Raw genomic sequence first — 20,557 nt, 5'->3', positions numbered from 1 at the left:
TTAGCCTCACCTGCTCAAAGCAGGTTGTGAACAACCAGTACCCCTTTGTTTTCGATCGGCCTTTGAATCCATCCTGGCGACAAAAGTATCCCCAACGAATACCGGTAATGAAAAGTTTAATTAATTCCTAAGCCCCCCGGGCTTAGGAATTCTGTTTCCGTACATATTTGGTGAGGATCACGATCTGCTGTCCTTCTATCTTTCCTTCGATCTGTTCTGTATTGTCTTCTACCAGGCGGATGTTCTTTACGACTGAACCCATTTTGGCATTCAGTGTTGAACCCTTTACATCCAGCGATTTAATAAGGATCACGGAATCGCCGTTTTGCAGCTGTGCGCCATTGCAGTCTTTATGCAGGTCTACGGTGCCATCATTCTCATGATCACCGGTAAGCTTGGCCCAGCTAAGGTTTTCATCGCTCAGGTACATCATTTCCAGGTTGTCGGCTGCCCAGCTTTCTGACCGTAAGCGGTTCAGCATACGCCAGGCTACTACCTGCACGCCGGGTACCTCGCTCCACATGGCTTCTGAAAGGCAGCGCCAGTGCTGGCTGTCAGGCTCCTCTTTTTTATCGAGCTGCATACGGCATTTATCGCAGATCAGGATCATATTATCTGCATTGTTCTGCGCAGCAGGCGGCACTTCATAGGGCTTTAAAGGGCCGGCCGACTGACATATTTCGCATTTGTTTCCACTTCGCTCCAGGAGCTGTTCTTCGAGTTTCATGTGCTGATTATAAAATGGAGACGAAGGTACATTGATATTTTAAAAATCTGTATTGCATTTGCACGCAAATAAAAACTATTGTGTAACCCTTTAAATACACAATACCCATGATCGAATGCAGCATTACATAAAATGACATTCCCCCGCCTGGGCGAGGGAATGCTATAAGGTAACTGTGCGGTAAAGCCGCATTCTTCATTATTAATTATTTTTTCCTGGAAAGGAACCGCAGTATATTACTCACGATCTTATCATTCGAGCCCAGCCAGCCTTTGATCTCCGTGTACGTGGCTACCATGGCGTTATCCAGCTTTACCATGAATTTCTTTTTGCCTTCGCCGGGGCGGGCCATATAATGCGTAGCCCTGCGGAAAGGTTTATCTTCCACGGAATAATAGTACAAGGCTATGGAACGGCGGAACTGATCTTCCGGGCAGGTCATGGGTTCCGGGTGGCCGTGGTAGGAATCTGCATCTGTATTAAAGATCACGCAGCGGTTAAAAACGGGGAGCACCTTTTTTTCGCAGGCCTTCATTTCCGTATCCCACAGCTCCAGCTTACCACCCCACTCCTCCTGCCAGTCTTTATTCAGGTATACCAGCACATTTACCCGGCGCTGCCAGTTGCGGTGGTGTGGGTGTACGGTAAAATCTGCATGAATGTTCAGGTAACCGCCCCGGCCGGACTGGTGAATGCCACCGCCTTCCAGGTGATCGTCCTTTTGCAGGTTATCAATGCCGGTAAGGGTGCTTAAGAACTGCAGGAACGCCGGTGAGTTCAGCTCGTTAATAGTATGTTTAATGGTGGCCGGCAGCATATCCAGCTTATTCAGCCCTTTCTTTTTCTCGTTGTAGTGTACGTAATTGATCCAGCCATCTGCCTTATTCAGCTCATTAAATTCCTTAATGCAGGCATCCAGCACAGCCGGGTTCAGAAAATTTTCCAGCACGATATGCGGGTAAGGGCTGGCTTCCTGGTATTGCTTACCCAGGATGGGTAATTCACTGTTCCATTTTTGCAGATCTATTACTTCCTTAGTATCAATGTAAGTCGTTTGCAAGGTTCGAACATTTTAATTTAATAACAAATATAGCCGCTGTGGCTATGCGGGCAAAAAAAGGTTTAAGCCCCAAGATATAGAAAGAAATTATTAGATGTAAATTGTCTTTATGTTAAGAAAAACGCTTACGGAAGCAATTGTGGTATAATAATTTCTGCTTTATTTTAAAACCCTGTTATGCGCAAGAGATTTCTACTGCTGCTGGGCTGGATGTTAGCTTCATTGAGTGTTTTTGCCCAGCATGAACATCATATGACGGACAATGATACGAGTATGCAGAATATGCATGGTATGCATGACGGCCCTCCCATGAGCCATGCCTTTTCCCTGCAGCTGCCCATGAACCGCAATGGATCCGGTACGGGCTGGCTGCCGGATGCATCGCCCATGTATGGTTACATGGTGCATAGCAACAAGTGGATGTATATGATCCATGGGAACATTTTTCTCCGTTATACCAAACAGGACCTTACTAATAAGGGCAGCCGGGGCGATGACCAATTTGATGCACCTAACTGGCTGATGTTAATGGCGCAAAGAAAAGTGGGTAAGAACGGCTTATTCCATTATGAGGTAATGCTGTCGCTTGACCGGATCACGGAAAACGGTAACGGTTACCCGCTGTTATTTCAATCCGGTGAAAGCTGGCAGGGTAAGGCATTGGTGGACCGGCAGCACCCGCATGACCTGTTCTCCGGTTTATCCGTAGGGTATACGCAGGCATTATCCAAAAGGTCAGATGTGTTTATTTACGTGGGATACCCCGGCGAACCCTCCATAGGTTCCGTAGCATTTATGCACCGGCCTTCTTCCCTGAATGGGCCGGATGCGCCCATTACCCACCACTGGAACGATGGTACGCATATTACCTTTGGCGTAGTGACGGTAGGCTACCGCTATGATAATTTTAAGCTGGAAGCCTCTTCCTTTACCGGCCGGGAGCCCAATGAAAACCGCTACAGCTTTGACAAACCGCGGTTTGATTCCTGGAGCGGGCGTTTCTCTTATAACCCCACTGCCAACTGGGCCTTACAGGTATCCCATGCTTATGTAAAAGGGCCGGAAGCGCTGCACCCGGATGAAAATGTGCACCGTACTACTGCATCGGCCATAGCCAGCTATCCTTTAAGTAAGCACAGCACGTTTAATGCTACTGCCTTATGGGGTTTAAACAAAAGTGAAGGGCACGACGGTGAAAACGCTGCGCTGGCAGAAGCATCCATTAACTGTAAGCGGGCCGCCTTTTATATGCGGTATGAATGGGTACAGAAATCCGTTGAAGAATTAGATCTTAACAAAGGCATATACGGGGAGCATACTTTGTTCCCGGTGAATGAAATAGTTGCCGGCGTAAGCTACGACCTGCTGCATGTAAAACCGGTGAATATGGCTGTTGGCGGGCAGTTCAGCATATACCATGCGGATGAGCGCCTGAATAGCCTGTACGGTAAAAACCCCTTGGCGCTGGAAGTGTTCTTACGCATTTACCCGGCAAGGATGGTAATGGGTGGCATGTAGTTATTCTGTTTTCAGGCTTCGCACAGGATCCATGAGCGCTGCCTTAATGCTTTGATAGCTTACGGTTAAGATGGTTATAAGCAAAGCCCCGGCAGCAGCTGCAAAAAAGATCCACCATGAAAGATCTGCGCGATACTGGTAACGCTGCAGCCAGATATGCATAAAATAATAAGCAAGCGGCGTTGCAATTAGCAGGGCTGCCAGCACAAGCATTACAAATTCCCTGGATAACAATCCCCATACATTCAATACAGAGGCGCCCAGCACTTTGCGTATGCCGATCTCTTTTGTACGCTGCTCCGCCATAAAAGATGCCATACCAAACAAACCCAGGCAGGAAATGAAAATGGCCAGGATGGAAAAGAAGGTTGTCAGCTTTCCCACACGCTCTTCCACATCAAATTTCCGGGCATATTCATCGCTGGCAAACTTGTATTCAAAAGGCTGGCCGGGATTATATTGTTTGTATACCTGCTCAATTTTTTTCAGCGCATCAGCAGCATTGGCTGCAGGGTTTATTCTGATATTTAACACATTCACCTTCCAGGGAGCCATATAAAAAATAGTAGGTAAAGCAGGATCGAACGGCGACTGCATGACCATATCTTTTGTTACGCCGATAATATGAAAAGTATAGCCCATCCAGCGTACCGTTTCACCAACAGGGTTTTTGAATCCCATCAGCTTTGCCGCTGATTCATTCACCACAAAAGCCAGTGCATCGGCACCCTCCGGCCCTGTCTGATAATCCCTGCCATCTACAAAATGCCAGCCGATTGTTTTCCCATATTCTTTGGATACGCCTACGGTTGCAAAGCCCTGGTTATTACCGTTCGCCTCCCTGCCCTGCCAGTCAAAATTTGATTGTTCATTATTTGATTCCGTTACCGGTGTGGAAGATTCTGCTGCTTCGGTTACAGCGCCGGTCCTGATAAGATCTTCCCGGAATGCGGCAAAATGCTGGTAAATATCAGGGGTCAGGTTCTTTATATTGATCAATCCATCCCGGCTATAACCAACCGGCCGGCTCCTGGCAAACTGGATCTGGCGGAAAACAACAATGGTACCAATGATCAGTATAACAGATACTGCAAACTGCAGCACTACCAGCACCCTGCGCGGAACAGCGGCCAGACGGCCGGCTTTGAAAGTACCTTTTAATACTTTAACCGGCTGAAAAGCGGAGAGATAAAGGGCCGGGTAACTACCTGCAATGATGCCTGAGAGAAGACTGAAACCGATCCCTGTTATCCAGAAAACAGGATTGACCCAGAGGATAGACAATTTTTTTCCTGCTACCTCATTAAAGAAGGGCAGTAATAAAAATACCAGCAACAAAGAGAAAATAAATGAGATGAAAGCAACCAGCAATGATTCACTGAAGAATTGATAGATCAGCTGTGTGCGCAATGATCCGATCGCTTTCCGTATGCCTACCTCCTTTGCACGTTTTTCGCTGCGGGCGGTGCTCAGGTTCATAAAATTAATGCAGGCCAGCAGCAATACAAAAACGCCAATAATACCAAACAGCCAAACATACTGGATCCTTCCGCCGGTATTCACACCATTCTTAAATTCTGAATATAAATGCCAGCGGCTCATGGGATGGAGGAAAATGACGGGCTTAAACCTTTCCTCACTGTTATCCTTATTAGATTTGGCGTCCCGGATCTTCAGGGAGGCCTTATCCACATCAACATTATCTGCCATCTGCACATAGATCTGCCACCCGTTATTGCCCCAGTTCTGAAGGTTCTTTTCTAATTTGGGCATCAGCTTCCAGGGTGCAATAAATAAAAGATTATTCAGGGTGGTATTACGTGGCAGGTCTTCATAAACGCCGGTAACCGTCAGGCTTTGCTCATCATCAAATTTCAGCGTTTTGTTTATGGGGTTTGTATTGCCAAACAGCAGCGTTGCGGTAGATTGGGAAAGCAATATGGATGCAGGATCATTCAGCCCGTTTCCGGAGCCCTTCAGCATCTTTAATGCAAACAGGTCCGGCGCGCCGGCCTCCATATAATTCCCGGTTCTTACGAATTTATTTTCCCCTGCTGCCAGGATATGGCTTTCAGGCATGGATGACATTACCACTCTTTTAAATTCACTTCCATAGGTCATCCGCAGCTCCTCCCCCAATGGTATTGGCACCTGCACCTGTGATCTTACTTCGTCATTTATCGTCTGACTTTGCATTACCTGCGCAATGGTGTTATAGTGCTGATGGTATTTATCAAATGAGAGCTCGTCCCAGATCCACAGGCCTATGAGCATTGTAATGGCCATACCGGCAGACAGCCCTGTGATATTGATGAATGAATGCGCCTTGTTCCTGATCAGGTTACGCACTGCGATCTTAAAATGATTTCTGAGCATTGTATGGTATTAAATCAGGGGAATACTGGCGTGAGCACCAAAAAAATGCCAGAAAGGGATACAATTGCTTATCAATGATTTACATGAAGGATCAGGGCTTGAAATGTCCGGTTATAGTACATGGCTGTCCGGTTTCAAAAATTCACCGGCACATGAAAAGCTGCCTTAGAATTTTACTTTTAAGACAGCTTTTTATAGATCAGCGGAAGGAGACTCATTAAAATTTGAGCATAAAATGATGGGCCGATAATTTATACCCTTTGTTCAGGTACAAACGGTGCGCATCATTTAACTGGAACCCGCTATCCAGCACTATGGCTGTTTTATTGGTTTCCTTAGCCAATGCCTTTACATAATCCAGCAGCGCGCCAGCATGGCCTTTACCACGGTATTCCGGCAGGGTGCACAGGTCATCTACATAAATAAAGCGTCCAAACAGCAGGTTATACAGGTTACGGTAACCGGCAAAGGCAGCTACCTTATCTTTCCCTGCTATGTATAGCATGTGGTACCCTTCCTGCTGCATTTCCTTTACCTGCTGCAGGTAATGATCCTGGTTAAGATGAGGGCGCAGGGTTTGCACCACTTCCCAGCAGTCGTTGATCTCTTTTTCGCTTTGTGCAAATTTTACCTGGTGCATATCTGTTGATTTAAATTTGAGGCTGCATATTAAGAGATACGCCTATGCGGGTCCATGCATTAATGGTAATAGCACCCATAATGATCTCAGCGGTTTTTACTTCGCCAAATACAGCGATCGCTTTATTATACAGCTCATCGCTTAAGCCATGATTGTGAATGAGGGTTATTTCTTCTGTAATAGCCAGCACCAGCTGCTCCTGTTCGTCAAACACGTTGGTAGCTTCGCGCCAAACACCTACCAGGTAAAGCTTTTGCGGGTTCTCACCCAGCTTCAGCGCCTCTTTAGTATGGGCATTTACGCAATAGGCGCAGCCATTGATCTGGGCAGCTCTTATTTTAATGAGCTCGTAATGGTTTTTATTAATGCTGCTTTCCTGCATAAATTTGTCCAGTGCATGCATTGCGGTGTACGCAGCGGGTTGCACTTTACCCATTAAGAATCTTGACATCGTCTTACGGTTTTAATTTTATCAGATATTGTTGGTTTGATACGTAGTTTTTTGCCTGCTGCGCATTGCATCCAGGCTCCACTTATATGCCGGTAAGCAGGCCAGCAGCAAGCTGGCTGCGCTGGCAGTGAACACGGAATAATTAAGCGGCGATTGTATGCCAAAGGCCTGCGTCATACACAGCGCAAAAGTGAAGAGTAATATCCCACTCCCAATGGCGGCCCAGCGGGTCCATAGCCCAATGATGAGCAATGCGCCAAAAATAATTTCCGCAGCAGAGGCGATGGCGGCAAATACTTCGGCCATCTTATACGGTAAAAAGGACAGCAGCTGGCCGGCGTACTGCATGAAATGGCTCCAGTCGCCCCAGCTGATGCGGGCGCCGCCCGGCGGGCCCCATACGCCAAAGCGATCCAGCCCGGCTACCAGGTAACTGGCGCCTATGGCTAAACGAAGATAGAGCTGTACGTATGCGTAATTGCTTTTCATATACTGTTGTTTGAAATTGACTTAACAAAAGTATCGCCTCATTGGGCTATCTTTATAGTCCAGCTATAACAAACCAGGTAGTCCAGATGCTTCCATTCTCCACCCTGCTTCCTATTAATAAAGAATCGGCTATGCCGGTGTACCAGCAGATTGCCAATGGCCTGGTAGGCCTGATCCGCGAGGGGGTTATTAAACCCGGCGCAGCGCTGCCCGGCAGCCGGGAAATGGCCCTGCTGCTGCAAGTGCACCGTAAAACTATTATTGCTGCCTACCAGGAGCTGTTTACACAGGACTGGATAGAGACCATTCCCCGCAAGGGCGTGATCGTATCCCAGCGCCTGCCGGAAATAAAACCGCGCACCTTTAAAGCGGCGGCTAAAATACCTGCCTATGCAGGTAATACCGGTTTTACCTTTAATAAGATAGGCGCCTATCCTGCAACTGCCGGGCGCTCCGGCGAGCACCGCCTGGTGATCAATGACGGCTTCCCGGACCACCGTATAGGGCCTATAGACCTGCTGATGCGGGAATACCGGAGCCTGTTCCACAGCCCGGGAATAAAACGTTATGCCACCTATGGCAACATGGCCGGCCCGGTGAGCCTGCGTAATGAGCTGACCCAGTTCTTAACAGAAACACGGGGCCTGAACATTGGCCCTAATAATGTGCTGCTTACCCATGGCGCACAAATGGCTATTTATGTTGCTGCCAGGCTGATACTGAAACCCGGATCCACGGTGCTGGTGGGGCAGCCTAATTATTTTATGGCGGATATGATCTTCCAGCAATTCGGGGCTAAGCTGGTACGCATACCGCTGGACGAGAACGGATTGGATATTGATGCTATTGCCCGCATCTGCAAACAGAAAAAACCGGACCTGCTGTATATTATACCGCACCACCACCACCCTACTACTGTAACCTTAAGCGCAGAGCGGCGTATGAAGCTGCTTGAGCTGATACGCCAGTACCAGCTGCCGGTGATAGAAGATGATTATGACTATGATTTCCATTACAGCGGCAGCCCTATACTGCCCCTGGCCAGCGCCGACCATGATGGCAATGTGATATACATAGGCTCCCTTACCAAAACGCTGGCTACGTTCATACGTGCGGGTTATATGGTGGCGCCGGAGAACTTTATCACCGAAGCTGCGCTGATGAGAAGGATGATCGATATACGCGGCGATAACCTGCTGGATGAGGCCCTGGCCCTGCTGTTCAAGAACGGGGATATGCAGCGGCACCTGAAAAAATCCGTAAAGCTTTACCATGAGCGGCGCGACCACCTGTGCACACTGCTGCAGCAGGAGCTGCCGGATATAGTTACTTTTCAGCGGCCGGCCGGTGGTATGGCCGTATGGGCGCAGTTTCACAAAAAATATCCGCTACCGGCCATTGCGGCCCGCGCATCGGCCAAAGGGCTGTTTATGAGCGACGGCAGCGCGTATAGCTACGGTACAGTGAACCACAATGCGCTGCGCATGGGCTTTGCATCGCTGAATGAAAAAGAATTGAGCGAGGTGGTGGAGATATTGAAGAAGGTGGTGTAAAATGCAGAATTAGAATAAAAAGGTTAAATTAGTAACCGTAACCGTCATGAGAACACCCATCCCTCAAATAGAAGCTAAGCATAGCCGCCTTATTACTCCATCGGTAAAAGGAGCAAGCAGGCCCGCAGTACCTGTTTCCTTTAATACAGCTCCTGTTGCGCAAACAGTAACATCCCCTTTACGTCCGGTACAACCCTTTCATGCGAACCCGCCGGTACAACGTACTATATCGGAGGCAAGGGACTGGGTTAAGGTTAACAGTGATAAATCAGGTTACCCTAACGGCTGGAGCGATATGCCCCGCGCGCCCGAAATAAGAGCTTATATAAAAGGCAAAAAGCAAGGCTGGCAGGAGCTTGAAGCGGAGCTGGATGGTCCTAAACGAGCGAAAAAAACCACACCTAAAAAAACTACCGGCGCTACCACCACAACCGGGGGGCCCAGCGCTGCTGCTATAAACTGGCAGAAACGGAAACAAAAGCTGGATGATAGCGTAGATATTGCCAATGATAAGATACTAAAGGCCAGCGGGGCCCTGCAGGCTTTTTTTGAAAAGCTCACCTCTTTACCGGCCAACATCCGGGTAAAGATCAGCAAGCTGGCAGATGCAGTAGGCGTAAAGCTGGACCGGGAGCACTCCCGGCTGGCATTTTTCAGCACCTCCCTGCTTGAATACACAAAACAAGAGCTTAGCACCAATAAACGCACACCGGAAATACAAACCGCTATTGTGGAAGACCAGAATACGCAGGGATTAAGTGTGCATATTTCCGGGAATAACAGCGGAGCCAATCTATTGCTGCAGCAACAATTAGGTAAAAAAACACTGGAAAAGGGTTATACAGATACGATAAGGCCTTTTCATATTAAACGGAAAGCCGCTGCACTGGAAGAAAATGTTAAGAAAAGGAAAGCAGAAGATGTAAAACGGCTTAAGCTGGACAACAACCGCAGGCTAAGCGATTATAAAAAAGTTAAGAAAAAAGACGAGTTTGTTTTAAAGGACGGAAGCGGCCAACCCATTTCCAGGAAGCAATTAAGAAAGAACGTGGCAAAAGCCCTGGCCGTTTCCTCGCATAAGGAAACAAAGACCGGCCCGCAGAACCGCCAGCGAAAAGGCGCCCGGCACTTTGTAAAAAAAGAGCGTAACACAAAACTGAAAAATGTGCAGGTAAGGGTGCCCTCGAACAGCCGGGATATTCATGCAGAATCAGCTATCCTGGAAAGCTTAAAGAACCAGGCAGACCAGATAATAGTTGCAGTTGGCGGCACCAAAGTGGCCTGTACTGCCTGCCAGGCCTATTATACAAAATTAAAGCAGGAAGCATTATTAGGCGATAATACCAGCTTTGCCTGGTTATCTGAATCTTCCATGAACCAGCTAGGTTTTGACGCAGATAAAGTAACAGAATACCTGCTGGAAATAAAATCCATACTGGATAGCCGTATCAACAAACTGCGGTTTTATGAAGGCAAGTCCGGTACCTTTAATGATGATGACCTGACACATGAAACCGACCTGGATACAGATTCTGAAGACGAAGCAGCGATGGATGATGTAAGCACCACCACCTCTTTACTTGACAAAGTTGATGAGGCAATGGACCTGATATACGAATAGTTGTTTACTGCACAATCTCCCGCACTAAGCTCCTCACCTTTAAACAGGTAGGCACAGTTGGCGATAAATTCCCGTCAGATGCTACAAATGTGAAGATAAAACCAGTCACTTTTTTATCATAGTTGATCCAGGGATGGCTGCCAAAGGCGCCGGGGCTGCTGCTTTCCACCAATACATCATTAGCGCCCACCAGGTCGCGCCAGTTACCAATGCCGTATATGTTATTAGTGTTGATCCATATGAGCGGGTAAGGTGAATACTGTACCGTGGCGCTGCCGATCTGGCTTTGCTCCATAGCAGTTACAGCTGCTTCGCTTAATATACGGGTACCGTTGGCAGCTACGCCCTTGTTCAGCACCATATTCAGGAATAACATATAGTCGTTGGGAGTGCTGCGTACGCCGCCTGCAATAATGGGATTGGTCGTTAAGCCAAAATCCGTATTGGTCATGCCCAGCGGGGTAGCTATTTTTTCTGCAAACAAGGCCGCCCATTTTTTACCACTCACTACCTCGCATACACGCCCGGCTACCTGCATACCTACGCCGCCATAATAGAACTTAGTACCCGGCGGGTTAATGAGCGGTACATTTTTCGCAATCAGGTCCACGGCTTGCTCCAGCGTAAGCGATGTATTGGATTCATAGCCCTGGTCTGAATTACCTGGGAAACCGGAAGTATGGGAGAACAGCTGCGCCAGGGTGATCTTGCCCTTACCATAGGCAGTAAAAACAGGCAGGTATTTGCCTACAGTATCACTAAGCTTAAACTTACCCTCATCCACCATACGCATAACCACTGCGCCGGAGAGCCATTTGGAGCAGGAGGCTATGAGCTGCCGGGTGTTACTATCATAACCGCCAAAACCTTTGGCATAGGCTGTTTTACCATTTACGTTGATGAGGATATACGCCTTACCACCAAACCGCAGCGGAACGGAATCGTTTAATACTTTATCTACTGCGCTGAAGTTGAATGACGGATCGGATACCGGAGGGATATCCTTTTTTTTGCATGATAGTACAGAAAGGCTTAAAAGGATGCAAAGTCCTAAGCTGGTTGTTTTCATAGTTATTATTCCCCCGTAACAAAATACATAATTTTATCATGTTAGCGCAATAATTTCTTCCGCGAGACGCTGGTTTGAAATTCTTAATGATTAGTTTGATATTCGCAAACGGTAAAGCATGCGCTAACCGTAACTTTGCACATTAGTTTATCAGGATTGAAATTTGCTGGAAAGACTTAAATGAACAGGCAATGGAAATAACAAGAACAGGTTCGCGGCCTTCCGTCAAGGGGCCGGAAGACTGGTTTACCGGGGCTGTGCGGATAGATCCCCTCTTTGATGCTAATGAGGCCAGGCGAGCTGCAGCTGCCAGTGTGACTTTTGAACCGGGCGCTAGAACAGCCTGGCACACGCATCCGCTGGGGCAAACCCTTATAGTAACGGCCGGCTGTGGCTGGGTACAGCGTGACGGCGGCCCGGTTGAAACTATACACCCGGGAGACGTAATTTGGTTTGAACCCAATGAAAAGCACTGGCATGGGGCTACCGCTACTACCGGCATGACGCATACTGCCATCCAGGAAAACCTGAACGGAAAAGTGGTGGATTGGATGGAGCAGGTTACGGATGAACAGTATAATGGCAAAAACTCCTGATATGGCAAGGATCTTTATCACCGGCTCAGCAGATGGGCTGGGGCATTTGGCTGCAAAGTCATTGATAGATCTGGGGCACCAGGTAGTGCTGCATGCACGCAATACAGAGCGGGGAAAACAGGCATTAGAGAAAGTACCCGGTGCAGAAGATGTATTAATTGCAGACCTTTCCAGTATTGCGGAAACCAGGGCGCTGGCTGCAAAAGCCAATACTTCAGGCGCTTTTGATGTAGTGATCCACAATGCCGGTGTGTACCGGGTATCGGGCAAAAGCGTTGATGGCTGGCCGTTAGTATTTGCTGTAAACAGCCTTGCGCCTTATATACTCACCTGTTTGATGCACAAACCGGAACGCCTCATTTACCTGAGCTCCGGCATGCATTTACATGGCAATCCAAACCTGGATGATCTTTCAGCGGCTACACCTGTTACTTACTCTGATACCAAGCTGCATGACCTGATATTGTCTATGGCCGTTGCCCGCAAATGGGCGGGCGTATACTCGAATGCAGTGGATCCCGGCTGGGTGCCAACAAAGATGGGTGGCGCAGGCGCGCCGGATAGCCTTAAAGAAGGTTTTGCCACGCAGGTTTGGCTGGCCGTGAGCGACGATGCAGAAGCCACTGTAAGCGGTGAGTATTTCCATCATAAAAAGCAGGCGCATTACTTAGCGGAGGCTAAGGATAGTGCTGTGCAGGAGCAATTTCTTTCAGTTTGTGAAGGAATTACGGGTGTAAGGTTTGATTAGGTAATGATCTGCGATGTTTTCACCTTACAATAAAAGAGCTTTCATACAGAAAACGCATCTCGGTCTGGGGATCTTCAGGATGATCCATTACCCTTATTCCCTGTCCATCAAAAACAAAAACCTGGCGCCGCCATAGACTAACCTTCCTACCGCTAATGTTTGCAGGCACCCAGTAAGGACAGGACAGCTTCATTAAGCGTATTGCTTCATTCCTCGTCTGTTCAAATTTATAGTTAAGGACCCGGAGGTTGGCCAGGCCGCCGCCTTCCCGGATAATATATTTCAGCACAACAGAATCCTGCATTCCGGCAATACTGTCTTCATGAAGATTATTCCGCACAAAATTGTGCCAGGCTGCAGTGCCTTTCATAAAGGAGGGGTATACCTCTATATGTGTAAATACGTCATTGGTGTTCGTAAGGGAATCAATATAACAAGGGCCGTCCTCATCTTCAAAATACATGATCTTGTCATGGGGAAGGATCATGCTCTTGCCCAAAAACTTTCTGTATGTCTTATATTCTGCGTTGGTGATTTCCGTGCTTTGAATATTGAAGTATGTCAGTTTCAGCGCATTCTTGATCTGCACGGGGAAATGTCTGATTGGATTATTAGTGATATCTACAGTTTCCAGTTCAGGCAGCAGGAGAATATTGCCCGGAAGTGTATCTAACAGGTTACCTGACACACGAAATACCCTAAGTTTGCGTAGTCCCTGCAGATCGGAAATAGCTACAAGGCGATTATCATCGAGCACGAGCCAATTTAGTTCTTTCAACTCATTCAGCCAAAGAGGAAGGAAAGTGATAGCCGTTTTCGTGATTTCAAGATGTTGGAGGCTTTTGCAGTTCCGCAGGGAAGCGGGCATTTGCCGGATAGCTTTACCTGTCAGGTTGAGGCTTTTCAGTTGCGGAGGAAATATGAAATTTTCGGTCATGCTATCGAAGGGATTGTTCTCCAACCCAAGCGTTTTCAAGTTGTTCAGACGGGAAAGAGAAACCGGCAGATGGGTAAGCAAATTTGAACCGGCCTGTATCAGTTCCAGATTGCTACACCAACCCAGTTCTTCCGGAAAGCAGCTCAGCTGGTTATTATTAACATGCAGTATCTCCAATTTTTTCAGTCTGCTAATTTCTTCCGGTAGCCGGGAGAGCTTATTTTGGTGCAGTCCAAGCTCACGCAGAGAATGAAGTTCCCCGATTGTTGCCGGCAAATGCCGGATCATATTCTCCCCCAAACTCAGGTCAGATAATTTATACAATCTGCCTATTCCCGGACTGATGCTGTCGATCTTATTTCTTGGAAGGATCAATGTTTCCAGGTTGGTAAGTTCCCCTATCCATGCAGGGATTTCCCTGATCTCATTATCATACATCACCAGGTATTCCAGCTTCTTCAGGCGCCTGATTCCTTCCGGGATCTTTGTGAATCTGTTTCCGCATAGATTGAGCGTTCGAATATTGGGAAGGGAAAAGATCGAAGCAGGTAATGAATCAAGATCCGCTTCCGGCAGCCCCAGGTACTGTATGTGCTTCATTTCTCCGATGAGATGCAGCTTTTCGCGGTTAACCCTTTGGAGCAACAGCAGGTTATATACATCGTCTTTATTGTTCAGGGCTTCTTCCAGGCTGTGGTATACTTTTTTCTCTTTGACATACCGCCAGTCCTGGCCAAGGGCGATGTGTGAAAGGAAGAAAAAGAGCGGGAGCAGGAAAGCGGCCAGTTTAAATGTCATAAGAGATTATGGGAATTTAAGATAAGACGAAAATGGATAAAAAATAATTTATACTATCCTCTCCACTATTGACTGCGCAAACTCTTCACGGGATCCGTTAACGCGGCTTTAATACTCTGAAAGCTCACTGTCAGCAAGGCAATCCCGATTGCCAGCAATCCTGCCAGCGCAAAGATCCACCAGTCAATGGTAACCTTATAGGCAAATTCATTCAGCCATTGATCCATCCCCCACCAGGCAATAGGCGTAGCCAGCAACAGCGCTATCAGGATGAGCTTAAGAAAGTCTTTGGAGAGTAAAGCCACCACACTGCCAACGGATGCACCCAGCACTTTTCGCACACCGATCTCCTTGGTACGTTGTTCAGCGGTGTAGGTAGCCAATCCGAATAATCCTAAACAGGCAATGAAGATGGTCAGGCTTGAGAAGAGGGTTAATACCTGTTCTATTTTTTGCTCGCTGACATAAACCTGCGCAAACCGGTCATCTAAAAATGAATAAGAAAAAGGTGCTGCGGGCGAAAATGATTCCCACTGCCGCTTCAATGAAGCGAGGAACTGCGGCAGCTTATCCGTATGGGTTTTGACCAGGATATTGCCTGAGTTCCTGCCCAGGAACATGACTAAAGGCCCGATCTTCTGCCGCAAGGATTCAAAATGAAAGTCGCTTACAACACCAATAACCCGGTAATATGTTTTCGCACCGTTATCATCAATGTGGCCGATCAGCTCTCTTCCTATAGGATCCTGTTGCCAGCCTAAAGCCCGTACAGCCGTTTCATTCAGAATAACAGCGAAGGAATCGGTAGGAAAACTTTTTGAAAAATTACGCCCCAGTACCACCTGCATCCCCAGTGTAGGAATATACGCATCATCCACATAATAGAACCGGCTCATGACACCTTTATCGGGGTTTTCCTTTGACATTACGGCGGTGTTATCAAGATTTGTATTTCCAACAGGTACCTGCCCTGAAATACTTCCCGTGATGACTTGCGGAGATTGAATGATCTGATTGCGGAATACGGATTCGTTATTGCGCAGCATGTGCGTATCATGAATAACCAGCACCTGTTCACGATCAAAGCCAACTTTCTGCGCTCTCATGTAACGTAATTGCCGGTCGGCCGTAACAGTGGCAATGATCATTGAAATAGTGATAAAAAATTGAAACACCACCAAACCATTCCGCAGGCTAAAGCTTCTGCGTCCGGCGGTACCCCCTCCTTTCAACACTGCAACCGGTTTAAAGGCCGACAGGTAAAAAGCAGGGTAACTACCAGCCAACAGCCCCACCAGCACCGTACCCGCTACTAAACCAGCTAATACAAATGGATTGATCAATAAACTGATGGTAAGGGTCTTGCCTGTCAACTGATTAAAGAAGGGCAACGCCAGGCCTACAACCAGCAATCCAACCAGCAGTGCCACCATTGCCAGCAGCACTGATTCAATCAGGAACTGTTGCTGCAATTGTGCTTTTACGGACCCCAGCACTTTACGTATTCCTACCTCGCGTGAACGCCGTACAGCCGTAGCCGTTGACAGGTTCATAAAGTTCACACAGGCTATCAGCAACATAAAAACAGCAATGGCCGCAAACACGTATACGTATAGAATATTTCCCCCTGGTCTTAACTCCGTCCCTCCGAACGGGGAATACAAATGAATACTGGTGAGTGGTTGAAGAAAGATCCCGAAATCATCACCCTTTTCCCGAAACTGTTTCGGGCTGAGTTGTAGAAACTGCTGTAATTCGCCCCCAATCTGTTTTTCAGCGAGCCGGGAAATTTTAGCCTCGAACTTTTTGTAATCGTATTTCTCCGGCAGCAGCACATAGGTGTAAAAGTTCATGCTATAGGTCCAGCCTATATGCTGCTCATCATAACCGGCTAATGAAGTCAGCATATCGAACCGGAAATGAGAGTTTTCCGGTACATTTCTGACCACGCCCGTAATCCGGTAAGGTGTTTTATCACTGCCAAATAACAAGACCTTCCCGATAGGATCCTGGTTGCCGAAGTATTTCCGGGCGGTTCCCTCAGTTAATACCAACGTGTTTGGCTCTGTAAGTGCCCGCTTCGGATCCCCTTTCAGGAACGGAATGGAGAACACCTCAAAAAAAGCTGAGTCGGCGGCAAGCAGGTTATCCTGTTTAAATGAGGTTGTTCCGTAATTAACAAACTCACTTCCCTGATTCCGGATCCGCGTTGTTTTTAATACTTCCGGAAATTCCTGTTGTAAGTCCCGGCCGGCGTTGGCGCCTAACACGGGCCCACCAACATCCTTACCGTTTAACCGCAACCTGAGCGCGACCCGGAAGATCCGGTCCGCTTTCTCATTATAGCGATCGTAGGATAGCTCATCCTGCACATACAGCATGATCAGTATACAGGTAGCCAGTCCGATGGCTAAACCAACGATATTAATGCTGGTTGAAATTTTTTGCCGCTTCAGATTCCGAAACGCAATTTTTAGATAATTCCGAATCATGATGGAGTTTAAGCTAGAGGTGGTCCGGTATTCCGGTTGTTGTTTATTTGTTTTTCTTCTGCGCACAAACGGTGGCAGCACCGACACTACGTTCAGCAGGTAACGCAGTGTAGCCTGGGTTTTGCCCGAACTATTATACCAGTGTGTATAGAGCTCATGCAGATCACCTTCTACCTCCTCCAACGTATTGTCAGGATGCAGCCAGGTTAGTAGCCAGTGGGCCCAGCGGGGTGGTTGAACAGGTGATCTCATATGCCACTAAGCCGGAAAGTGTGAGGTGGTAATAACTGCCAGAGATTTTGACGAAGCTGCTGAATTTCCTGCAATGCCTGACTTCCCAGCGCTGTAATGCGGAACAGCCGTTTACGCCGTCCACCGCGTTCGGCCGTTGCCCCGCCCAGTTCTGATTGCACAAAGCCCTTCTCTTCCAGCCGGATCAGGGTGTTATGAACCGTACCGAATGTAACGGTACGTCCGGTATGCTCTTCCAGCGCCTGGCTAACTGTAACGCCGTAGCCCTCTCCGTCCAGGATGGCCACCATCAGTAAAACCACTTCTTCAAATTCACCTAAATACGTTCGCCGCATAAGTTCAGGTTATTAGTTTCTATTTTGTCGAACAAATCAGGTGCCAACTAATTAAAGAGGCCGTTCCTATTAAGGAAACGGCCTCTTTATGCTATAAAACAAGTTAATGAGTGTCCGCAAATGAACATTATTGTCCAGCACCGGACAACCAGCTCCTCACCCATCTCTTAAACCGCCGCTTAGGCTTATTATACCTTCTCCATTTAGATGCCAGGTCAAACTCACGGTTCATGAAATAATAATCCGCATCTGTTTCAGGCATTATATAGGTGGGGTGTATGATGTTGGTAAGCTGCTGCGTTGGCCTGTTGGCGTTATGGCTGTCTTTACTAAAGGTGTGCGTAGCATCTTCCCGGAAACCAATGTTGCTGATCAGGTTTACATTAGGGGTAATGCATAAGCCGTTCTCAAAAAGGGTGATCAGCTGCAGCTGATGGTCCCAGGCCTGTACGCGGTGCTGCTGTACGGTTTCAAAAATGTTCACCCATATATCTACCAGGAAAGGATCATTGAATATTTTCTGCAGCTGCGGTTTTACATCTTCCTGCTTATAAGCGCGGAGGTCCACATCATATTGCTGCCATACCCGGCGCCAGCTGGCCCAGCCCCATATGCTGCTATGGCGGGAAAAATAATAGCTGGCAGGGCCCCATGTTTGTCCATCCTGCGAGTTGGTGCCGGTAACTACAAACATGCGGGTATCATGGCGGTATTTTTCCAGCATGGCATCGCAAAAATAAAAGAAGCTGGTGTTAGGCAAACAATCATCTTCCAGGATAATACCTTCCTCCTCCTGCTCAAAGAACCAGGTGATACCGGATGCAGGGGCCTGCATACTGCCCAGGTTCTGATCGCGGAACAGGGTACGTACCGTACAGGGCCAGTCCACCTGTTTAATAATATCCCTGGTTTGCGCGCATAAGGCAGCATCTGTAGGGTGGCCTTCCCGTGGCCCGTCTGCAGCTACATACAGCCGGTCCGGCCTAACTGCTTTTACCTGGTCAAAAACCTGTTGCGTGGTATCGGGCCGTTTAAAAATGAGCATCAAAACTGCGGACTGCACCTTATAGCTGGACATGCGACTTTCTTTTATGCGACAAATCTAATTTTTTATAATTTAGCAAACAATTCAGTACAACCACATGCAGCAGAAAGCGGATACACCGGGGAATATTCTGATCAGTATTATTATTGCCACCTTTAATGCCGGAAAGCATCTGCAGGATTGTCTTAGCTCCATTGCCGCACAAACCGCAAATATTGAAGTGATCGTAACAGATGGCGGCAGCACCGATGATACCCTTGCCATCTTAAAAACATTTGAACATAAGCTAAACTTATCCTGGACCAGCGGGCCTGATGCGGGCATTTATGATGCACTGAACAAAGGCGTACAAAAGGCTAAGGGAAAATGGGTGTATTTTCTGGGTGCAGATGACCGGCTGCTGCCGGCTTTCAGCCAACTGGCCGCGCAGCTGAAAGATGAGCGCACCGTATATTACGGCGACAGCGAGCCGTATTATGGCAACAGCGGCACTACTCCCCTGCTGCTTACCGGTAAATTCAGCCGGTACCGGCTGGCCAAACATGGTATGAACCACCAGGCTATTATTTATCCCATCACCGTATTCCACCAATATACCTATGACCTGCGCTACCGTGTTTTTGCAGATTATGCGCTGAACATACAGGTGTGGGGCGATAACACGTTTAAAAAAGTTTACCATCCCATTACCATTGCACGGTATGATATGACCGGCTTTTCTGCCGGGGGAAATGACGTGCTGTTCAAACAGGATAAACTGCAGCTGATACGCCGTAATATGGGCTGGCTGCTGTATATAAGAATGCTATACAAACGCTATAAACAAAAGCTGCAGGGCGAAGGCGGCTACTGGGACGCATAACCTAACCCGGGAAGAACTTCTTCAATATTTTACGCACCGGCCGTTGCGCCTTTTTCTGTTGTTTCAGATAGGCCTTACGCATCACTGAATAGCTGCTTTCAAACTGCTGGTAAAAAGTATATCCTGCCATTTTCAGCGCGTCGTTATATTCCGCGTGCAGGGTCTGCAGGTCCGGGCGGGCGGCCAGCTTAAAGCGGTCGTAGTGGTGCAGGGGCAGCTCGTTCTTATCTACCGCAAAGGAGCTGAAGTGATAGAACATTAATGCCTCTTTTTCATTCACCACATATTTACCGGCCTGCCGGACCAGGTGCCTTTCATGTAGGTTCCAGGGCGCCATATTAGCCCCCCTGTTCTGCAGGATGTGCACATTTTTAAAGAACAGCGGCGCATGGTTCACCGGCAGCTGGTCCACAAAAATGCCCTGCTCTGCTGCAATGTATCCTTCCTTATAGGTATGCTCCTTCCACCAGCTTATGAAGCGGTGCGCCTCTTCCCGGTTGCTTACGCCAATAAACCCCAGGTTATAGATGCCGTAGTTGAGGAAAGTATGTTCTGCCGGTTTTTTACCATCAATAGGTATAGGTGTATAAATGTGCGGCGTAAGTAAAATATCCTCCGTATCCAGTATGGTATATAAATGTGTGAGCGGGCTATATACACAAATATCCGGGTCCAGGTACAACACCTTCTCCATCTTTCTCTCCCGGAACAGGTATTCAATAACATGTGGTTTTACGCAGGTATTCAGCTCCACTATATTATACCGTAAGGCCAGCTCCTGGATACCCGGTTCGATGTCCGCTATAGGGATCACTTCATCTGCCAGGCTGCTGTAGTCGATCTCCGGCCTTTTCTCATCACATAAAAAAATAAAAAAAGACTCATCCGGCTGATGTTCTTTTAAGGACAACCACAACACTTTAGCCTGTGCCAGGTAATTGTTGGAGCATATGGTGAAAGCAACCTGCATAATTAATGAAATGTATTT

General features: G+C 47.7%; 18 protein-coding genes. 6 read left to right on the top strand and 12 right to left on the bottom strand.

The genetic code is table 11. The features are described from left to right. Positions 1-142: 142 nt before the first annotated feature. Both BMZ54_RS20690 and BMZ54_RS20685 read right to left on the bottom strand, forming a co-directional pair. Entirely contained in the window at positions 143-727 is a 585-nt protein-coding gene (locus BMZ54_RS20690; protein ID WP_089916620.1) for a PhnA domain-containing protein, read from the bottom strand. Between the two features lie 205 nt (positions 728-932). After that, positions 933-1,787, bottom strand: coding sequence for a 2OG-Fe(II) oxygenase (locus tag BMZ54_RS20685; protein WP_238386637.1), 855 nt, complete (start codon positions 1,785-1,787; stop codon positions 933-935). Positions 1,788-1,964: 177 nt separating this feature from the next. Here BMZ54_RS20685 and BMZ54_RS20680 point away from each other — a divergent pair, with 177 nt between their 5' ends. After that, the gene (locus BMZ54_RS20680) at positions 1,965-3,305 is read left to right on the top strand and encodes a porin family protein (RefSeq protein ID WP_089916615.1); all 1,341 of its coding nucleotides are present in this window, start codon (positions 1,965-1,967) and stop codon (positions 3,303-3,305) included. Here BMZ54_RS20680 and BMZ54_RS20675 read toward each other — a convergent pair whose 3' ends face one another. From BMZ54_RS20675 to BMZ54_RS20655, 4 genes are all read right to left on the bottom strand, one after another. Continuing rightward, entirely contained in the window at positions 3,306-5,681 is a 2,376-nt protein-coding gene (locus tag BMZ54_RS20675; protein WP_089916614.1) for an ABC transporter permease, read from the bottom strand. A gap of 217 nt (positions 5,682-5,898) precedes the next feature. Next, positions 5,899-6,321 carry a GNAT family N-acetyltransferase gene (locus tag BMZ54_RS20665; protein ID WP_089916608.1) on the bottom strand — a complete coding sequence of 141 codons (423 nt, stop codon included), beginning with the start codon at positions 6,319-6,321 and terminating at the stop codon, positions 5,899-5,901. A 10-nt stretch (positions 6,322-6,331) separates the two neighbouring features. Next, positions 6,332-6,772: a carboxymuconolactone decarboxylase family protein gene (locus tag BMZ54_RS20660; protein WP_089916605.1), complete on the bottom strand. Its 441-nt coding sequence runs from the start codon at positions 6,770-6,772 to the stop codon at positions 6,332-6,334. 21 nt (positions 6,773-6,793) lie between these two features. Continuing rightward, the gene (locus BMZ54_RS20655; protein WP_089916602.1) at positions 6,794-7,261 is read right to left on the bottom strand and encodes a DoxX family protein; all 468 of its coding nucleotides are present in this window, start codon (positions 7,259-7,261) and stop codon (positions 6,794-6,796) included. Positions 7,262-7,347: 86 nt separating this feature from the next. On the opposite strand from BMZ54_RS20655, the gene BMZ54_RS20650 reads away from it, so the two are divergent. Both BMZ54_RS20650 and BMZ54_RS20645 read left to right on the top strand, forming a co-directional pair. Continuing rightward, positions 7,348-8,814 (top strand): aminotransferase-like domain-containing protein, encoded by a 1,467-nt coding sequence (locus BMZ54_RS20650; protein WP_089916599.1) that lies wholly within the window; start codon positions 7,348-7,350, stop codon positions 8,812-8,814. A 46-nt stretch (positions 8,815-8,860) separates the two neighbouring features. Beyond that, the gene (locus BMZ54_RS20645) at positions 8,861-10,435 is read left to right on the top strand and encodes a hypothetical protein (RefSeq protein ID WP_089916595.1); all 1,575 of its coding nucleotides are present in this window, start codon (positions 8,861-8,863) and stop codon (positions 10,433-10,435) included. A 4-nt stretch (positions 10,436-10,439) separates the two neighbouring features. Here the strand turns inward: BMZ54_RS20645 and BMZ54_RS20640 are convergent, their stop codons facing one another. Next, positions 10,440-11,504 (bottom strand): serine hydrolase domain-containing protein, encoded by a 1,065-nt coding sequence (locus BMZ54_RS20640; RefSeq protein ID WP_089916593.1) that lies wholly within the window; start codon positions 11,502-11,504, stop codon positions 10,440-10,442. A gap of 191 nt (positions 11,505-11,695) precedes the next feature. Here BMZ54_RS20640 and BMZ54_RS20635 point away from each other — a divergent pair, with 191 nt between their 5' ends. Together BMZ54_RS20635 and BMZ54_RS20630 are read left to right on the top strand one after the other, a co-directional pair. After that, complete coding sequence (locus tag BMZ54_RS20635) at positions 11,696-12,100, top strand: (R)-mandelonitrile lyase (RefSeq protein WP_089916590.1); 405 nt, start codon at positions 11,696-11,698, stop codon at positions 12,098-12,100. A 1-nt stretch (position 12,101) separates the two neighbouring features. Beyond that, complete coding sequence (locus BMZ54_RS20630) at positions 12,102-12,848, top strand: SDR family NAD(P)-dependent oxidoreductase (protein WP_089916587.1); 747 nt, start codon at positions 12,102-12,104, stop codon at positions 12,846-12,848. 19 nt (positions 12,849-12,867) lie between these two features. Here the strand turns inward: BMZ54_RS20630 and BMZ54_RS20625 are convergent, their stop codons facing one another. The 4 genes from BMZ54_RS20625 to BMZ54_RS20610 all read right to left on the bottom strand — a co-directional run bounded on the left by BMZ54_RS20625 (position 12,868) and on the right by BMZ54_RS20610 (position 18,740). Beyond that, entirely contained in the window at positions 12,868-14,583 is a 1,716-nt protein-coding gene (locus BMZ54_RS20625) for a leucine-rich repeat domain-containing protein (protein WP_089916584.1), read from the bottom strand. A gap of 65 nt (positions 14,584-14,648) precedes the next feature. After that, a complete protein-coding gene (locus tag BMZ54_RS20620) occupies positions 14,649-17,327 on the bottom strand; it encodes an ABC transporter permease (RefSeq protein ID WP_202909315.1) in 2,679 nt (892 codons plus the stop codon). Continuing rightward, positions 17,324-17,662 carry a PadR family transcriptional regulator gene (locus BMZ54_RS20615; protein WP_089916580.1) on the bottom strand — a complete coding sequence of 113 codons (339 nt, stop codon included), beginning with the start codon at positions 17,660-17,662 and terminating at the stop codon, positions 17,324-17,326. Before BMZ54_RS20615 ends, BMZ54_RS20620 begins: the two co-directional genes overlap by 4 nt. 127 nt (positions 17,663-17,789) lie before the next feature. Next, entirely contained in the window at positions 17,790-18,740 is a 951-nt protein-coding gene (locus BMZ54_RS20610) for a nucleotide-diphospho-sugar transferase (protein WP_089916577.1), read from the bottom strand. Positions 18,741-18,804: 64 nt separating this feature from the next. Here BMZ54_RS20610 and BMZ54_RS20605 point away from each other — a divergent pair, with 64 nt between their 5' ends. Continuing rightward, the gene (locus BMZ54_RS20605; RefSeq protein WP_089916575.1) at positions 18,805-19,569 is read left to right on the top strand and encodes a glycosyltransferase family 2 protein; all 765 of its coding nucleotides are present in this window, start codon (positions 18,805-18,807) and stop codon (positions 19,567-19,569) included. Position 19,570: 1 nt separating this feature from the next. Here BMZ54_RS20605 and BMZ54_RS20600 read toward each other — a convergent pair whose 3' ends face one another. Then, positions 19,571-20,539, bottom strand: a complete 969-nt coding sequence (locus tag BMZ54_RS20600; protein WP_089916572.1) for a glycosyltransferase family protein — start codon at positions 20,537-20,539, stop codon at positions 19,571-19,573. Positions 20,540-20,557: the final 18 nt, after the last annotated feature.

The organism is Chitinophaga rupis, assembly GCF_900109685.1.
Taxonomy (GTDB): Bacteria; Bacteroidota; Bacteroidia; order Chitinophagales; family Chitinophagaceae; genus Chitinophaga; species Chitinophaga rupis.
The sequence above is the reverse complement of the archived record's forward strand: the minus strand, read 5'-3'. Positions and strand labels throughout refer to the sequence as shown.

What these genes read in the sequence shown, in the direction of transcription:
- BMZ54_RS20640 (WP_089916593.1), bottom strand. Translation starts at nt 11,504, where the DNA reads ATGAAAACAACCAGCTTAGGACTTTGCATCCTTTTAAGCCTTTCTGTA.
- BMZ54_RS20655 (WP_089916602.1), bottom strand. Translation starts at nt 7,261, where the DNA reads ATGAAAAGCAATTACGCATACGTACAGCTCTATCTTCGTTTAGCCATA.
- BMZ54_RS20630 (WP_089916587.1), top strand. Translation starts at nt 12,102, where the DNA reads ATGGCAAGGATCTTTATCACCGGCTCAGCAGATGGGCTGGGGCATTTG.
- BMZ54_RS20650 (WP_089916599.1), top strand. Translation starts at nt 7,348, where the DNA reads ATGCTTCCATTCTCCACCCTGCTTCCTATTAATAAAGAATCGGCTATG.
- BMZ54_RS20690 (WP_089916620.1), bottom strand. Translation starts at nt 727, where the DNA reads ATGAAACTCGAAGAACAGCTCCTGGAGCGAAGTGGAAACAAATGCGAA.
- BMZ54_RS20625 (WP_089916584.1), bottom strand. Translation starts at nt 14,583, where the DNA reads ATGACATTTAAACTGGCCGCTTTCCTGCTCCCGCTCTTTTTCTTCCTT.
- BMZ54_RS20635 (WP_089916590.1), top strand. Translation starts at nt 11,696, where the DNA reads ATGGAAATAACAAGAACAGGTTCGCGGCCTTCCGTCAAGGGGCCGGAA.
- BMZ54_RS20610 (WP_089916577.1), bottom strand. Translation starts at nt 18,740, where the DNA reads ATGTCCAGCTATAAGGTGCAGTCCGCAGTTTTGATGCTCATTTTTAAA.
- BMZ54_RS20680 (WP_089916615.1), top strand. Translation starts at nt 1,965, where the DNA reads ATGCGCAAGAGATTTCTACTGCTGCTGGGCTGGATGTTAGCTTCATTG.
- BMZ54_RS20660 (WP_089916605.1), bottom strand. Translation starts at nt 6,772, where the DNA reads ATGTCAAGATTCTTAATGGGTAAAGTGCAACCCGCTGCGTACACCGCA.
- BMZ54_RS20600 (WP_089916572.1), bottom strand. Translation starts at nt 20,539, where the DNA reads ATGCAGGTTGCTTTCACCATATGCTCCAACAATTACCTGGCACAGGCT.
- BMZ54_RS20665 (WP_089916608.1), bottom strand. Translation starts at nt 6,321, where the DNA reads ATGCACCAGGTAAAATTTGCACAAAGCGAAAAAGAGATCAACGACTGC.
- BMZ54_RS20645 (WP_089916595.1), top strand. Translation starts at nt 8,861, where the DNA reads ATGAGAACACCCATCCCTCAAATAGAAGCTAAGCATAGCCGCCTTATT.
- BMZ54_RS20675 (WP_089916614.1), bottom strand. Translation starts at nt 5,681, where the DNA reads ATGCTCAGAAATCATTTTAAGATCGCAGTGCGTAACCTGATCAGGAAC.
- BMZ54_RS20605 (WP_089916575.1), top strand. Translation starts at nt 18,805, where the DNA reads ATGCAGCAGAAAGCGGATACACCGGGGAATATTCTGATCAGTATTATT.
- BMZ54_RS20615 (WP_089916580.1), bottom strand. Translation starts at nt 17,662, where the DNA reads ATGCGGCGAACGTATTTAGGTGAATTTGAAGAAGTGGTTTTACTGATG.
- BMZ54_RS20620 (WP_202909315.1), bottom strand. Translation starts at nt 17,327, where the DNA reads ATGAGATCACCTGTTCAACCACCCCGCTGGGCCCACTGGCTACTAACC.